Genomic DNA, 14408 nt, shown 5'->3' with positions numbered 1-14408 from the left:
GATATCCCTGTGGGTCGCCATTTTTTTGCCGTGTGAAATTTCGTCCCTAGCATTCCTTGATTGAGGAAAGAGTAGGCGATCAAGTCTGGCATCAAACACCAGAGCGCGTACCGCTTTAAGTCCCGTAGCTCTGCACGAGACTGCCGGCCACCAGCGCCCAGCCGTCGACCAGAACGAAGAAGATCAGCTTGAACGGCAGCGACACAACGACGGGCGGCAGCATCATCATGCCCATCGACATCAAGACCGATGCCACCACGAGATCGATGATCAGGAACGGCAGGAAAAGCAGGAATCCGATCTCGAAGGCGCGCTTTAGTTCGGAGATCATAAAGGCCGGCATCAAAATGCGCAGCGAGAGTTCAGCGGGCGTACCCGGCGGCGGCTCACCGGACAGATCCATGAACAGCTTGAGATCCTTTTCCCGCACGTTCTTCTGCATGAAGCCGCGCAGTGGAACGGACGCGCGCTGCAAAGCGTCCTCAACCGTGATTTCGTTGGCGACCAGCGGCTTGATGCCATCGTCGTAGGATTTCTGCAGCGTTGGTCCCATTACGAAGGCGGTGAGGAACATCGCAAGTGCGATGATGACGGAGTTGGGCGGTGCGGTCGCGGTGCCTAGCGCGGTGCGCAGCAGTGAAAGCACCACCACGATGCGCGTGAACGACGTCATCATGATCAAAATCGATGGTGCAATCGACAACACGGTGAGCAGCGCGATCAGCTGGATCGCACGCTCGCTCACGCCGCCGTTGCCGGCGCCGCCAAGATTGATGCTGATATCCTGCGCGAACGCCGGATCGGTGAGCGATCCGGCGGCTATCAGAATGAGAAGGAATGAAACTCTACGCGGGTGGGTCGCCGCACTCACGAAGGGGACTTCGAGCGCCCGAGCAGGGACGCCATCTCGTTCTCAAGGTGCTCGAACCCGGATTTCGGACCGGGCGGGGCGACCGGCGGTGCCCCTGACGATTCGCTACGGGATGCGGGACCGGGTGTAATTTCCGTACTGCGCGGACGAGGCGGTGGTTCGGAGGTCGCGGGCGCCGCGGCCGAAGGCTTGCTGTCGCCCGTCGGGCGCCGGAGTGCGGCCTCGAGACGTTGCGCCATCTCCGCGAGATTTTGATCCGCGTTGGAGGCAGAGGGAGACGGTGAGGGCGTCGGCGCAGGAGGCGGCGCTGGACGCGGCGGCATCACTGGTTCCTGTCGCGCCGGACGGGCGCCGCGAATGTCGGTTCGGCTCATGGGCTCGGGCGTGAAACCGGCCAACGGATCGCTGCGGCGTTCGGCGGCAACCGGCCGGCGCGGGGCATCGGTGAAGGGCGGGCGGGCCGGGGGAGGCGATTCCGCGATTGGAGGCTCGGGATGGCCGGGCGGATCGGAGCGAGTGCCGTCGGACTCCATCCAGCCAGTCTCGGCCAGCGGTGGCAGCCTCGGCATTTCAACGTTCGATAACGGGCGTTGCGGAGCCTGATCGCGTCCGGGGCTGGCGGCGCGAACGATGTTGTGCTCCACGACAATGTCGGTCGGTCCTCCGATCATCAGAAGGTGCTCGACATTGTCCCGGCGCACCAGGACCAGTCGCCGACGTCCGTCGACTGCGGCGGCATCGATCACCGCCAGACGGGGCATGCGTCCGCGATTGGCATTGACGCCGAGGCGATCTCCCGCGAACCGCCGCACGAGCCAGGCAGCCCCGGCGATCAGCGCCAGGACCACAATGAATGCGATGACGAATGTGACTGCCTGCATGCTGTGTTCCTGACAGAAAGCGCCTTTAATTCAGCTTCGGATCGTCGAATGCCTTCCGGCATTCCTCCCCTGACGATCGAGCCTTGGCCCAGTCTATTAATCCCGCCCGGCAAAAACTGCCGCCGACAGCCTTAATAACCTATGAATCGAAGAGACCAAAACAACTTCTGCGCGTCGTCCGCTCCGGTTAACAAAGGTGGTTAACGCACTCGTGGCAAGTATCTGGGCAATCCGAGATTTTGATGTGCGCCTGAGCGGAAAGCCGGCTTAGGCAAGATTAGCCGCTTTGCCGTTCTTAACCCGCTGTTAACCATGAAGGGGGCAAATTCTGCCTACCTCGGCGGCGCCCCGTCCCGAGGCCGGAGCGAAGACCCTGTGCCCCTCAACGATATAACCTCGCTGGCGGCGCTGCGCACCCGGATGCAGTGGCATCACGAGCGCCAGCGTGTCCTGGCCGAAAACATCGCTAACTCCGATACCCCGAACTTCAAGCCGCACGATCTGGTGGAACCGAGGTTCGACGCACAAGGCGGCAATGCTTCAAGCGGTGCGGCGCTGGCGATGATCCGCCCCACCTCAGGTCAGAGTATTGCCGGTTTCGAAGCGTTCTCGCACTTCGGACAAAACGGCAATGGCGGCTTTCAGACCCGTCCGGCTGGCAACGCCGTCAGTCTTGAGGATCAAATGCTCCAGGTGTCGGCCAACCAGATGGACTATGCCGCCGCGACCTCGCTCTACAGCCGCAGCCTGCGGCTGCTGAAGATGGCTGTCGGCAAAGCGTGACGTAGGGCTAAACGGAAGGAGACTGCATCATGGCAGACAACGGCGCCGACTTCATGCGATCGATGAGCATTGCGACCTCTGGTCTGCGAGCGCAGGCCGGGAGAATGCGGGTGATTTCGGAAAACATCGCCAACGCCGACTCAACCGCGCAAGGGCCAGGCGGCGATCCTTATCGCCGCAAGGTGCCGACCTTTTCTTCGGCCCTCGATCGTGCGCTCGATGCGAAAGTGGTGACGCTCGGCCGGGTGAGGCCTGACATGTCAACGTTCCGCGTCAAGCACGAGCCGGGCAATCCGGCCGCAGACGCCAGCGGCAACGTCAAATATCCCAACGTCAATTCGCTGGTGGAGATGACCGACATGCGCAACGCGCAGCGGTCCTACGAGGCGAACCTCAACATCATCAGCGCAACGCGCCGGATGATCCAGCGCACACTCGATATCCTCAAGTCCTGATCGGAGAATTTGCCATGGCGTCGCCCACAGTTGCAGCAAATGCCTATGCAAGCCTCGCGAGGATGATGGAGTCCGGCGCCGCCGGTGGCAAAGCACCGGGCGGTGATGGTCCAGCGTTCAGTGCGGTGCTGAAAGATGTGCTCGGCGGCGTGAGGGAAGCGGGGCGGACGTCCGATGCGCAGACGGTGGCGATGGCATCGGGCAAGGCCAACCTGATGGATGTGGTGACCGCGGTCGCGGATACCGACGTCGCGGTGTCGACGCTGGTGTCGGTGCGCGACCGCGTCATCCAATCCTATGAAGACATCATGAGAATGCCGATCTGATTGGAGCGCACATCAGCTCGCTGATGCTGCGTCCTTCCTTATCTGGCCGAAAAGAGGTTTGTTATGACCGGCGCTGAAACACTGGATGTCGCACGTGACGCGATCTGGACCATCGTTCTGGTCTCCGGACCGCTGCTGGCGGTCGGCCTCATCGTCGGCGTCGCGATTTCGCTGGTGCAGGCATTGACGCAAATTCAGGAGCAGACGCTGGTGTTTGTGCCGAAGATTCTGGCGATCTTCGTGACGCTGGTGCTGGCGCTACCGTTCATGGCCGATGCGCTGCACGCGGAAATGATACGGATTTCATCGCGAATCATCGGCGGCTGACGCACAGTCGCGAGATGCATATCGATATCTCGCTTCTACCCGCTCTCGCCGCCACCTTCATGCTGGTATTCGCCCGCATTGGCGCGATGGTGATGCTGTTGCCTGGGTTCGGCGAGGGCTTCATTCCGGTGCGTGTGAAGCTCGCCATCGCTCTGCTTTTGACCCTCATCATCCTGCCGCTGCATCGTGCCGCCTATCACGTTGATATGCAGTCGGTCGCGCCACTGGCGGTCTTGTTGGTGCACGAGATCATTATCGGCGTCGTGCTGGGCGCTACGGCCCGCGTCACGCTCGCAGCCTTGCATGTGGCAGGCTCGATCATCGCACAGCAGCTCGGGCTTGGATTCGTCACGTCGGTGGATCCGACGCAGGGCCAGCAAGGCGCATTGATGGGTAACTTCCTGACCCTTCTCGGGATCGCGCTGCTGTTCGCAACCGACACCCACTATCTGGTCATCGCCGCGCTCAACGACAGTTATAAGATATTCTCGCCAGGCGAACTGATGCCGAGCGGCGACGTGGCGGCGCTGGCGACGCGTGCTTTTGCCGGCGCTTTCAAGATTGGCCTGCAACTGTCGGCTCCGTTTCTGGTGTTCGGACTGGTCTTCAATATCGGGCTTGGCGTGCTCGCGCGGCTGATGCCACAGATGCAGGTCTATTTCGTCGGCGTGCCGCTCTCGATTCTTATCGGCTTCATGATCTTCGCCGCCGTGCTGGCGTCCATGATGGGAACCTACATGGATTATCTGGTCGGCGTGATGCAAGACCTGACGTCGCTGAACTGAGGTCTCCGCGATGGCCGACGAGAGCGACGATACCGAGAAAACAGAAGACCCGACGCAAAAGCGCCTCGACGATGCGCTCGAGCGCGGCGACGTCGCCAAGAGCCAGGAGATCAACACCTGGTTCGTGATCGCGGGTGCGACACTGGTACTTTCGACGTTTGCTGGCTCGATCGGCGACGGATTCCAGACGCCGTTGCGCAATCTGATCGCCAATTCCTGGCAAATTCGGACCGACGGCCCCGGTCTTTTGGCACTGACCGAGCAAATCGGGTATCGCCTTGCTGCCGTGCTGGGCGTTCCGTTGCTTTTGCTGATGATGGCCGCCGTTGCCGGCAATGTCATTCAGCACCGCTTCGTCTGGTCGGGGGAATCGCTCAAGCCGAAGCTCAGCAAGATTTCAGTGGTGTCCGGCGCCAAGCGGATTTTCGGCAAGCAGGCTGCTGCGAACTTCGCCAAGGGACTTTTCAAACTGATCGCGCTGGGCGCGGTCATGACGGCGGTGCTTTGGCCGGAGCGCTCGCGGCTCGACGCGATGGTGCGGCTCGATCCGGACGCCCTTCTCGGAGTTACGAAAAGCCTGACGCTGCAATTGCTCGGCGCCGTGATTGTAATGCTCGCGCTGGTCGCGATCGCAGACTACCTGTTCCAGTACCGGCAATGGTTCGAGCGACAGAAAATGTCGCTGCGGGAGATGAAAGAGGAGTTCAAACAGTCAGAGGGCGATCCGCATATCAAGGCTCGCATCAGACAGTTGCGCCATGTCCGCATGAAGAAGCGCATGATGGCCGCCGTTCCCAAGGCTTCGGTGATCATCACCAATCCGACGCACTATTCGGTCGCTTTGTCCTATGAGCGCGGCATGTCGGCGCCGGTCTGCGTAGCCAAAGGCGTGGATAACATCGCGCTCAAGATCAGGGAAATCGCCCGCGAGCATGACATTCCAGTCGTCGAGAACGTGCCTTTGGCCCGCGCGCTGTATGCCGTTGTCGAAATCGACGAGGAGATTCCGGCCGAGCACTATCACGCCGTCGCCGAAATCATTGGTTACGTCATGGGCTTGAAGCGCGGGTTTTCGGGGCACCGGATCTGAGGCCGGGGGCCGGCATCGGAAGAGCATCGGGGTGGGGGAAATGGCGGGAATGAGCCTATGAGGCGCTTGCGCTGCCGGGTCCGATTCAGGCACTCAGGACCCGGCGCATGCGCATTCCGCGCCCGCCGCGATAGGCCCCGCCGGATTCCATGACGCCAGATCCCGACATCGATTCACCGCAGGTCGGACAGGAGCCGGCGCGGCGGAGCGGCAGCATCCTCCTGGTCCTGCTGGTCGCGGGTTCGATTGTCGCCGCCGCCGTGGCGTTTATGACGCTGGGAAGTACTGACGCCCAGCCTTATATTCTGGCGCTATTGGCCTCGCTAGCGATGGTCGGGCTGTTCACGCTTTTCGCGTTCGCGGCCGGGATCGTCCGCTTTGCCGACCGCACCATTGACGATCCGCTGATGCGTCCGATAGCGGATCACGCCTTCGACGGTATCGCCGTCACCGATTCCGGCGGGCACATCATTTATGCCAACTCCGCTTATCTCACCCTGACCGGGGCTACGTCGATGCAGGACGTGCGGCCGGTGGAGCGCGTATTCATCGGCAATCCCGACGTTTCCGAGGCGGTGTTCCGCCTTTTGAAGGCGGCGCGCGAGGGCAAACGTCAGCAGGAAGAGGTGCGCGTTGCCGCCGCCGACGGCACGAACGGTCGCTGGCTGCGGTTGAGGGTACGCCGGCTCGCACAGGCAAAGCGGTATTCTCGATATGCCGTGTGGTCGATCGCCGACATCACCCGCGACCGCGAGCGGCAGGAAGATGTATTCCAGGAACTGCGCCATGCGATCGAATATCTCGATCATGCGCCGTGCGGATTCTTCTCTGTCAACCAGTCAGGCGATCTTGTCTATGTCAATGCGACGCTTGCCAACTGGTTGGATCACGATCTGGCGGAGGTCGGCTCGGGTGGCCTGAAGCTCGCCGACATCGTTTCGGGCGACGGCGCGTCTTTGCTGACATCGATTATTGCTGCGCCCGGCGAAGTCCGCACCGAGGTCTTCGATATCGATCTGCGGATGCGCAATGGCAAGACGATGCCGGCGCGCCTGTATCACAAGTTGGCATTCGGCGCCGACGGTGTGCCCGGTCCCTCGCGAACGCTGGTGATCAGCCGCGCCCGCGACGAGCGCGTCGATCCGCAGCGTGCGGCGGAAGTACGCTTCATGCGCTTCTTCGACAACACGCCGATGGCGATCGCGACGGTCGATAAATCCGGCGCTGTTGGTCGCGCCAACGCGCGGTTTGCGAAGCTCGCGCAAAGCCTCAGTCCGGACGGCGCCGTGGCCAAGTCGATTCTTGCGGCGGTCAAGGAGCGCGATCGTGGTCAATTGAGCGCGGCCATCCACGCTGCGGCGGACGGGCAGGGTGATATCCCTCCCGTCGAGGTGATGCTGGAGGGTGCGCGCGAGCGATGGGGACAGTTTTTCGTCACCGCGGTGGAGGACGATCGCGACGCGGAAGCAGCCATCGTCTACATGCTTGAGACGACCGAGCGGCGCACGCTCGAGAGCCAGATCAATCAATCCCAGAAGATGGAGTCGGTTGGTCAGCTTGCCGGAGGCATTGCACACGATTTCAACAACGTGCTGTCCGCCATCATGATGGCAAATGACTTCCTGCTGAACGCGCACAAGCCGACCGACCCGTCTTTCCAGGATATCATGCAAATCAAGCAGAACGCCAACCGCGCCGCAGCCCTGGTGCGGCAATTGCTGGCGTTCTCGCGGCGACAGACCCTGCAGCCGAAAGTGCTCGATCTCGGCGATACCCTGAGCGACATCGGCATGTTGCTTAAACGTTTGATCGGCGAGAAGGTTACTTTCCCCGGCGTCGTGCACGGGCGAGACCTGTGGCCGGTCAAGGCCGACGTCTCGCAGTTCGAACAGGTTATCGTCAATCTCGTGGTCAATGCGCGCGACGCCATGCCAAATGGCGGCAAGCTCGCGATCCGCACCGCGAACGTCGCGGCCGCGGAGGTCGCGGCGTTCGGCCACAAGGGAATGCCGGCCGCGGACTATGTGCTGGTCGAGATCGGTGACACCGGTACAGGCATTCCGCCCGAGATCGTCGATAAGATTTTCGAGCCGTTTTTTTCCACAAAAGAGGTGGGCAAGGGCACCGGGCTCGGTCTGTCCACGGTCTACGGCATCGTCAAGCAGACCGGCGGTTTCATCTACGTTGACTCCAAAGCGGGCGAGGGCACGACGTTTCGTATTTTCCTGCCGCGCCACCATCCCGAAGCCGAGGCGCCGCCGGTGTCGTCCGGCGTGACTGGCGCTGCGAAGGAGCTTTCTCCCGCGGCCAAATCGGTCAACACCGATCTGACCGGCCAAGGCACTATTTTGTTAGTGGAGGACGAAGAGGGCCTGCGTTCGCTCAATGCCCGCGGCCTGCGTTCGCGCGGCTACAGCGTGATCGAGGCATCCAACGGCATCGAAGCGCTGGAAGCGCTCGACGAGAATGGTACCGTCGATCTGGTGGTCTCCGACGTTGTTATGCCGGAAATGGACGGACCAACTTTGTTGCGGAAAATGCGGGTGCGCAATCCCAATCTCAGAATCATTTTCGTGTCGGGTTACGCCGAAGAAGCATTCGACAAGAGTCTGCCGGAGAACGAGCAGTTTGCTTTCCTTGCGAAGCCTTTCGCGCTCAGTGCGCTGATCGCCAAGGTCAAGGAGACGATGACGGCATCCTAGCCTCGATGTTTCGGCCTGCCGTTGACCGCTCGGCCTTCAAGGACCGGGTGGAGGCTAAGCCGCCCATCTACCCCTTTGTTGGATTGCGTCCAGTTCCGCGCGCGGCAGGTGCCGTGCCGGGTTGTGCAGCGCCGTGACGCCCGTGCGCCGGCGCTGTCCGCGTGCGATTGCGCCCGTCATCGTAAAGGGTGGAGCGATACTTCGCCCGAGCTTCCGTCATCGTGGCGCCGCGCCAGGCGGCCAGCATGATTCGCGCAGAGCGTTCACTGAGCGCGTCGTAGAGGCGCGAGAGCCGATAGACCTCAGTGACGGACGTACCGATGGCCGGATCGAGAAACAGCAAAATCTGCTGGAAAATTTCAGAGGGAATGCCGATGGCCTTGGCGGCGCAAACGAGCGGCTCGCCGCCCGGATCCTTCACCACCTGTTCGGAGATCGCGGCGGGAAGCATCAAGGTTGCGCTGAGTTCGGTCGCGAAGCTATCAACGTCGGACGCGAATGCGGCCATGTGCAAAATCTCGATCGCCCGCAGGGCACGGGACGGATGAATATGCGGCGACGGCCGCAGCGGCGCCGTGGACAGGTTGTGCAGGATCAAAGCGCGATCTTTAGAGCTTGCGCCAAAGAACATCTCACTTATTTCGGCGGCGTCACCTGGTGCCATCGATAGCGTTGCGACCGTGTGCGGTTTCGTCGCTGGGGCCACCGTCGCGGGCGGCGATGGCGGCGCGGGGCTACCAGCCTGCGGTGGGGTGACGGATGCGTCGAGCCGCAACTTGCTCATGATCGCCGCCGGCGTCCGCGGGTAGATCGACAGGCGGGCGCGCACTACGGCGCGGGTGGCGTCGTCGACATGATCGATCAGGCGTGAGGTGAGTTCGACGAAGTGTCGTTCCTCTTCGACAGAGTGCGTGCTGGCCTGCACGTAAAGGTCGGTCAGGACCCGTAGCAGAGTCGGACGGATGTCAACGCCGTCCCGGCGGGACAGCATCAACAACCCGTCGAAGCCGGGAAACATCGGAGGTGCGGTCATGGCGGCTTACGCTTACGGAACCAGTTTGTTCTCACCCTAGCGCGGCCGCTTTAACAGGCCGTTAACCATGCGGGGTTCTAAATCCCGACGCGTCGCTGCCCAAATCGCGACGAGCGCTGGGGCGAGGAGAGACTGAGCATGGGCACCGTTATTGCGTTTCCGGCAGATGCGGCTTCGCGGCTGGGATCAACGGTAAATCGCTCTTCGGATCAGATGAGGGGAACGGTGGTGATCCTGCCGGTCATACGCATCGACCGCGAGACCGACGAAACCAGCGGTGGAAGCGGTCCCGAGCAGGGCACGGCTGCCGGGCGGCGCCGCCGCCGCCGCGCCCGCTCCTGATTTTTCCGGACACGCCCGATGCAGGAGACGTCGCTTGCGATGCCAGGGCTGAAACGTTCATCTCTCACTTCGCTTGTTTCCGTGATTCTATTAGGCACTGCGCTCGCAGCATGCAGTGGTGGTGACTTCGGCCGCGTTCGTCAGGATGCACGCAACGACGACATGCACCGCTGGATGGGCGCGGAAGCGACCGGCAGCATCGGTCGTCAGCCGTCGCGGTTTCAACTAACCGAAAGCGAGAGGATGTTGCGCGATCTCGCCTATCCGCTGGTCGAGCCGCCGCATTCGCGGCCGGCCTGGAAGAGTGTGTTCGGCGACTACGACCCGCTCGCTACGCCATGGCGGCAAAAGCCTGCATTTGATCGCTCCGCTTACGGCCGCCTGCTCATCGACGAGCCGCATCGTTCTCACACTTCGCGCTATACGCAATTGATCGATGACGTTCGCGACGACATCACTCGTTTTGATCCGTTCTTCAACACCGCCCGGCAGGTCTTCGTTCTCGACGGCAAGCGCAACGCCAGCCTGAGATTGGTGTCCGACCTATCGCCGCGTGAGCACGCTGACGCCGTCGCCCGCATGGAGGAAAACACTCTGATCGTGCAGTGGGTGCAGCAGTGCCTCGAGCAGCGGATCGCGTCCTATCGCTGGGCGCTCGAGCATCTGGTGGTTCAGGCGCCGGACGGTATGGCGGCCGACGCAGACCGTCTGATCGGGCAACTCGCGATGTTGGCCGCCAATCCCCCTGTGACCGCGGCCCCCGTGATCGGCCGCGCCCTGCGTACGCGCGGGTAGCGCGTCCTTGATTGTAGCTCACGCAAAAGCGACCAAGCCTCATCAATCCGGATTTCCTCGGCAGAGGTGAGACAAACGCCGTTACAGGCGGTTCATTCTACTCCCAAAACGTCCTATCGTTTCGCGTCCGATTTCACCACGGGCGGCTCAGTTTGCAGCCGGCATTTTGCGGCGGCGAGAGATGATTTCGCCTGCTCCGTCATGCCGGACTCAGGCGCCAGCGCCTTCAGAACGATCAGCCCCGTCGTCGAGGGAGAGTCGATGATGAGGCGGTCCGCGGCCGTCACGTCCTCTTCTTCGGGCAGCTCTGCGTGCTGTGCTTCGGTCATCAGATTGAGTTCGATCACCTTGCGTCCAGCTGAACGGTCGTTGATGGCGTAATAGGCGACGTTGCTTTGGGTGTAAAATGACACCGACGTGTAGGCCTCGCTCACGGGCACCGTGAGCTTGATCGATCCGCCTGACAGGTCGTAGCGGCAGACCGCGACGGCAAACGCAGGGTCCATGAAAGGCATCAGCGAGTTGGCGGGATCCGCTGGCGGCAACGGCGTCACGGCGTTCAGTGTCGTCATTTCCGTTAGTCGCGAATAGGCGTCCTGCGAGGCAATCCGCGGCAGTGCCAATACGCTGACGAGATGCACGATCCCGCCGAGCAGAATGCCGCCGACGATCGCAAACAGCAGGCGGATCATGAACACCTCTCTGTCGCGATGGAAGGCATTGGGGCGTCGCGTCGGGTTCGCGTGCCCACTCCGACGGGCGTGTCATAGAGTCGAAGCATCAGCACATAGCTTTCGATGCCGCCGGTCGGCAGCCAGTTGCCGGCACGCGCGCGAGATGCCACATGCACCACGAATGAGCCGTCGGAATTCCGCACAATTTCCTGGCTGGTGAAGCCATAGCGTTGCAGCGAGTTCGCCACCAGATGGCCCTTGCGGTCGTGGAGCGTCAGCGTCCAGAACCGCGCCGCCGGTGTGACGCCGCTGATGATGACGTCGCATCGGCCATCGAGCGGTCGCTTGGCGTCGTCGGCCGTGGCAAGAAATGCTATGCCGTCTCCCGCTCCGATCGGCAGCTCTCCACTTCGCGCAATTGCGGCGCGGGAGTAAGGGTCGATCTCGGCGGATCCAATCCTTGGTTTTGCCGTCCATGCGCCGATGGTCAGCGTGCCGAGATTGGTGCCGCGCGTTGCGGTGATCCAAGTAGTTCCGATGCCTATCGCGGTGGCGAGACCGAGGCCCAGCAAAATGACAATCAGCCGCACGTGTCGGCGCTCCAGTGTTGAAGCCATTCGAGTCGCGCATCTCTAATGCGAATGTCGGAAACACGCCACGTTTGGATCAGAAAGGTCCAAATCATAACCGTGATCGATTCCATTGTTTATTGCGGTCGCAAACCGTACACACTTCCGCATCCCACTCTAGTTCTTGCTTGGCGCCGGGGCTGCTCGGTCGCTGGACGTCGCGGCCGCCAAGTTTTCTGCGCCGCCGCCGGAGGAGGTGGGACTGAGGGCGCCGGAGCGAGCCGGATCGACCGGTTCTCCGGCCGAGGTTTTTCCGATTGTCTTGGCTGCTTGATCCAGCATCTTTTCCACACGGACCAGGATGTCGGCTCCGCGCTTGGTCAGGATCGGTGGGGGGGCCGGTTTTGCATCGTCGTCGCTGGCAGCGGTTTTGGCTGCCACGTCGGCGGTCGGTTTCGCTGGCGCTGCAACACCGGGGAGGTCTTTGACTTCGATACCGCGATGCGCAGCCGTCATGATGTCGTGCCAGGTCTGGGCGGGCAACGCGCCGCCGGTCAGGCGGTTGGTTGGCGAATAGTCGTCATTGCCATACCAGACTCCACATACAAAGTTGCCAGTGTAGCCGACGAACCAGGCGTCGCGATAAGCGTTTGTGGTCCCGGTCTTGCCCGCAGCCGGAATGCCGTCGAGGATGGCGCGGCGTGCGGTGCCTTCGCTGACCACATGACTCATCATACCGGCCATATCCGCGGCGACTGAAGGCGGAATGATTTGGCGCGGTGCGGGGCCGTCACGGTCGTAGCGCCACACCAGATCGCCGGCGCCGGTCCGGACCTCCAGAACCGCGTGCGGCGCCACCGCCTTGCCCTTGTTCGGGAATGTCGCATAGGCGACGGCGTGTTCGAGCACGTTGACCTCGTCGGCCCCGATCGGCAGCGAGGGCGTGTCGGGCAGCGGTGTGACAATGCCGAACTTGCGGGCGACCTCGACGATCTTGGCGCGGCCGGCTTTAGCGGGATTCTTTGCCCCCTTGCCGAGCGCGATCGAGAGTTTGACCGGCACGACATTGATCGACCGCGTCAGCGCCTGAGTTAGCGTCACCGTCCCGGAGTAGGAGTGGCCGTAGTTCTGCGGACACCAGTTGCCGAGGCAGACGGGGCCGTCGACGATCTTGGATGTCGGAGTGAAGCCGTTGAGCAACGCTGTGGTGTAGACATACGGTTTGAATGACGATCCGGGCTGGCGCAGGGCATCCGTCGAGCGATTGAACTGGCTCGCGCCATAATCGCGTCCGCCGACCATTGCGCGCACGCCACCATCGAGATCTGCGACGACCGTTGCCGCTTGCGTCGCGTGATAGTCACGTCCGAACTGGCGCAACTGGCTCTCGATCGCTTCTTCCGCCGCTTGTTGCACATTCATGTCGATTGCGGTGCGGACGACGAACACGCGCTCGGTGTAGGAGCGCGGAAACGTGTCGACCAGCTTGCGCATTTCTTCGAATGCCCAGTCGAGATAATAGTTCGGCGAGTTCTCGTCGCGGCGGTCGACCGCGGTGGCGGGATTACGCCGCGCACCGAACACCTGGCCCTCGGTCATGAAGCCTGCATCGACCAGGTTGTCGAGCACCTGGTTGGCGCGGGCGCGGGCGGCGGGCAGGTTGATGTGCGGCGCGTATTTTGTCGGTGCCTTGAACAGGCCGGCGAGCATCGCGGATTCGGCGAGGTTGACGTCACGCACCGACTTGTTGAAGTAGAAATGCGCCGCGCCGTCGACGCCGAAGGTTCCGCCGCCCATGTAGGCGCGGTCGAGATACAGTTTAAGGATCTCGTTCTTGCTCAGTCGGGTTTCCAGCCAGACGGCAAGGAAGGCCTCATTGACCTTGCGCTCGATGGTGCGCTCGTTGGAGAGAAACAGGTTCTTCGCAAGCTGCTGGGAGATCGAGGAGCCGCCTTGCCGCACGCCGCCAGCCTGTGCGTTGGTCACCAGCGCGCGGAAGGTGCCGCCAATGTCGATGCCGAAATGATCGTAGAAGCGGCGATCTTCGGTCGCGAGCGTCGCCTTGACCAGGTTGTCGGGAAATTCCTCCAACGGAATCGAATCGTTATGCTTGATGCCGCGGCTGCCGATCGGATTGCCGTAGCGATCGAGGAACGCCACCGCGAGATCGGATTTCTTCAGCCAGTCCTCGTCGGCGGTTTCGCGGAACGCCGGCTGTGCCAGCGCCAGCAGGAGGATGAGACCGCCGAGGCCCAAGGTTGCAGCTTCAGACAGCGGCTCGACGATTACCCAGCGCTTCCAATGGCCGACATAGAAGCGGTCCATGAACGTGGAGAAGCGCTCATAAAGTTCCCGCGCGCCGGCCGCCGAGGAGAACAGGGTCGAATCGATGCGCGAATCGAGATCCAGCAGGATATGCCGGATTCGCTTCTTCCAATCGGAGGGCAGGTTGTTGCGCACCAAGGCCTGTGACCGATCTGCGGCATCGCAGCGCCTTCATCTAAGGCGCCATCTCGCCACCCTCATGCAAGAACGTTACGGCAAACCCAAGGCACTCGAGAAGGCATCTCAAAACCCACGCTGGAGCATCATCTTGGCATCCTTGGGAAAGCCGATTTTCTTCTATCCGAGCGCGGAAGATAAACCAATGGTCGGTTGCGATTTCAGCCTGGCACAGCCGCTATTGGCACCCCAGATCCCCTAGGGCGCTTGCGCGAAGTGCCGGCGAAGCCCATAGACGGAAAATCGGTTTTCTTCGGCGCAACCTCTGGCACA

General features: G+C 61.9%; 16 protein-coding genes. 10 read left to right on the top strand and 6 right to left on the bottom strand.

Features of this window, described 5'->3' with window-relative positions:
* Positions 1-115: 115 nt before the first annotated feature.
* Together fliP and ACZ5IL_RS16485 are read right to left on the bottom strand one after the other, a co-directional pair.
* Positions 116-871 (bottom strand): flagellar type III secretion system pore protein FliP, encoded by a 756-nt coding sequence (gene fliP / locus ACZ5IL_RS16490; RefSeq protein WP_079446195.1) that lies wholly within the window; start codon positions 869-871, stop codon positions 116-118.
* On the bottom strand, positions 868-1752 hold the full coding sequence (locus tag ACZ5IL_RS16485; protein ID WP_464593148.1) for a flagellar biosynthetic protein FliO: 885 nt from the start codon (positions 1750-1752) through the stop codon (positions 868-870). The genes fliP and ACZ5IL_RS16485 overlap by 4 nt, the downstream gene beginning before the upstream one ends.
* Positions 1753-2127: 375 nt before the next feature.
* Here ACZ5IL_RS16485 and flgB point away from each other — a divergent pair, with 375 nt between their 5' ends.
* From flgB to cckA, 7 genes are all read left to right on the top strand, one after another.
* Positions 2128-2535, top strand: coding sequence for a flagellar basal body rod protein FlgB (gene flgB, locus ACZ5IL_RS16480; protein ID WP_464593146.1), 408 nt, complete (start codon positions 2128-2130; stop codon positions 2533-2535).
* A 29-nt stretch (positions 2536-2564) separates the two neighbouring features.
* Positions 2565-2990, top strand: coding sequence for a flagellar basal body rod protein FlgC (flgC, locus tag ACZ5IL_RS16475; protein WP_079446198.1), 426 nt, complete (start codon positions 2565-2567; stop codon positions 2988-2990).
* 14 nt (positions 2991-3004) lie between these two features.
* Entirely contained in the window at positions 3005-3316 is a 312-nt protein-coding gene (gene fliE, locus ACZ5IL_RS16470) for a flagellar hook-basal body complex protein FliE (protein ID WP_464593144.1), read from the top strand.
* 63 nt (positions 3317-3379) lie between these two features.
* Entirely contained in the window at positions 3380-3643 is a 264-nt protein-coding gene (fliQ, locus tag ACZ5IL_RS16465) for a flagellar biosynthesis protein FliQ (protein ID WP_079446200.1), read from the top strand.
* A gap of 14 nt (positions 3644-3657) precedes the next feature.
* On the top strand, positions 3658-4428 hold the full coding sequence (gene fliR / locus ACZ5IL_RS16460) for a flagellar biosynthetic protein FliR (protein ID WP_079446201.1): 771 nt from the start codon (positions 3658-3660) through the stop codon (positions 4426-4428).
* Positions 4429-4438: 10 nt separating this feature from the next.
* Positions 4439-5518 carry a flagellar biosynthesis protein FlhB gene (gene flhB / locus ACZ5IL_RS16455; RefSeq protein WP_464593141.1) on the top strand — a complete coding sequence of 360 codons (1080 nt, stop codon included), beginning with the start codon at positions 4439-4441 and terminating at the stop codon, positions 5516-5518.
* A 149-nt stretch (positions 5519-5667) separates the two neighbouring features.
* On the top strand, positions 5668-8220 hold the full coding sequence (cckA, locus tag ACZ5IL_RS16450) for a cell cycle histidine kinase CckA (protein ID WP_464593139.1): 2553 nt from the start codon (positions 5668-5670) through the stop codon (positions 8218-8220).
* A 67-nt stretch (positions 8221-8287) separates the two neighbouring features.
* On the opposite strand, the gene ACZ5IL_RS16445 is transcribed toward cckA, so the two are convergent.
* Positions 8288-9253: a DUF2336 domain-containing protein gene (locus tag ACZ5IL_RS16445; protein WP_464593137.1), complete on the bottom strand. Its 966-nt coding sequence runs from the start codon at positions 9251-9253 to the stop codon at positions 8288-8290.
* A gap of 138 nt (positions 9254-9391) precedes the next feature.
* Between ACZ5IL_RS16445 and ACZ5IL_RS16440 the strand changes: the two genes are divergently transcribed.
* Together ACZ5IL_RS16440 and ACZ5IL_RS16435 are read left to right on the top strand one after the other, a co-directional pair.
* Positions 9392-9595 carry a hypothetical protein gene (locus ACZ5IL_RS16440; protein WP_079446205.1) on the top strand — a complete coding sequence of 68 codons (204 nt, stop codon included), beginning with the start codon at positions 9392-9394 and terminating at the stop codon, positions 9593-9595.
* Between the two features lie 39 nt (positions 9596-9634).
* Positions 9635-10390, top strand: coding sequence for a hypothetical protein (locus ACZ5IL_RS16435; RefSeq protein WP_425909660.1), 756 nt, complete (start codon positions 9635-9637; stop codon positions 10388-10390).
* Positions 10391-10503: 113 nt separating this feature from the next.
* Here the strand turns inward: ACZ5IL_RS16435 and ACZ5IL_RS16430 are convergent, their stop codons facing one another.
* The 3 genes from ACZ5IL_RS16430 to ACZ5IL_RS16420 all read right to left on the bottom strand — a co-directional run bounded on the left by ACZ5IL_RS16430 (position 10504) and on the right by ACZ5IL_RS16420 (position 14093).
* Positions 10504-11082 carry a DUF1254 domain-containing protein gene (locus ACZ5IL_RS16430; protein ID WP_464593135.1) on the bottom strand — a complete coding sequence of 193 codons (579 nt, stop codon included), beginning with the start codon at positions 11080-11082 and terminating at the stop codon, positions 10504-10506.
* On the bottom strand, positions 11079-11654 hold the full coding sequence (locus ACZ5IL_RS16425; protein WP_464596923.1) for a DUF1214 domain-containing protein: 576 nt from the start codon (positions 11652-11654) through the stop codon (positions 11079-11081). Before ACZ5IL_RS16425 ends, ACZ5IL_RS16430 begins: the two co-directional genes overlap by 4 nt.
* Positions 11655-11810: 156 nt before the next feature.
* A complete protein-coding gene (locus tag ACZ5IL_RS16420; RefSeq protein WP_464596922.1) occupies positions 11811-14093 on the bottom strand; it encodes a transglycosylase domain-containing protein in 2283 nt (760 codons plus the stop codon).
* On the opposite strand from ACZ5IL_RS16420, the gene ACZ5IL_RS16415 reads away from it, so the two are divergent.
* Entirely contained in the window at positions 14086-14337 is a 252-nt protein-coding gene (locus tag ACZ5IL_RS16415) for a hypothetical protein (protein ID WP_464593133.1), read from the top strand. The two genes, ACZ5IL_RS16420 and ACZ5IL_RS16415, sit on opposite strands and share 8 nt — an antisense overlap.
* The last annotated feature ends 71 nt before the right edge of the window (positions 14338-14408 follow it).

The sequence above is a fragment of the Nitrobacter sp. CN101 genome (genome assembly GCF_055390255.1).
Note: the sequence above shows the minus strand (reverse complement) of the source record. Positions and strands in the feature narration are given on the sequence as shown.

What these genes read in the sequence shown, in the direction of transcription:
- ACZ5IL_RS16440 (WP_079446205.1), top strand. Translation starts at nt 9,392, where the DNA reads ATGGGCACCGTTATTGCGTTTCCGGCAGATGCGGCTTCGCGGCTGGGA.
- ACZ5IL_RS16485 (WP_464593148.1), bottom strand. Translation starts at nt 1,752, where the DNA reads ATGCAGGCAGTCACATTCGTCATCGCATTCATTGTGGTCCTGGCGCTG.
- flhB (WP_464593141.1), top strand. Translation starts at nt 4,439, where the DNA reads ATGGCCGACGAGAGCGACGATACCGAGAAAACAGAAGACCCGACGCAA.
- ACZ5IL_RS16435 (WP_425909660.1), top strand. Translation starts at nt 9,635, where the DNA reads ATGCCAGGGCTGAAACGTTCATCTCTCACTTCGCTTGTTTCCGTGATT.
- fliQ (WP_079446200.1), top strand. Translation starts at nt 3,380, where the DNA reads ATGACCGGCGCTGAAACACTGGATGTCGCACGTGACGCGATCTGGACC.
- ACZ5IL_RS16430 (WP_464593135.1), bottom strand. Translation starts at nt 11,082, where the DNA reads ATGATCCGCCTGCTGTTTGCGATCGTCGGCGGCATTCTGCTCGGCGGG.
- ACZ5IL_RS16445 (WP_464593137.1), bottom strand. Translation starts at nt 9,253, where the DNA reads ATGACCGCACCTCCGATGTTTCCCGGCTTCGACGGGTTGTTGATGCTG.
- fliE (WP_464593144.1), top strand. Translation starts at nt 3,005, where the DNA reads ATGGCGTCGCCCACAGTTGCAGCAAATGCCTATGCAAGCCTCGCGAGG.
- cckA (WP_464593139.1), top strand. Translation starts at nt 5,668, where the DNA reads ATGACGCCAGATCCCGACATCGATTCACCGCAGGTCGGACAGGAGCCG.
- flgC (WP_079446198.1), top strand. Translation starts at nt 2,565, where the DNA reads ATGGCAGACAACGGCGCCGACTTCATGCGATCGATGAGCATTGCGACC.
- fliR (WP_079446201.1), top strand. Translation starts at nt 3,658, where the DNA reads ATGCATATCGATATCTCGCTTCTACCCGCTCTCGCCGCCACCTTCATG.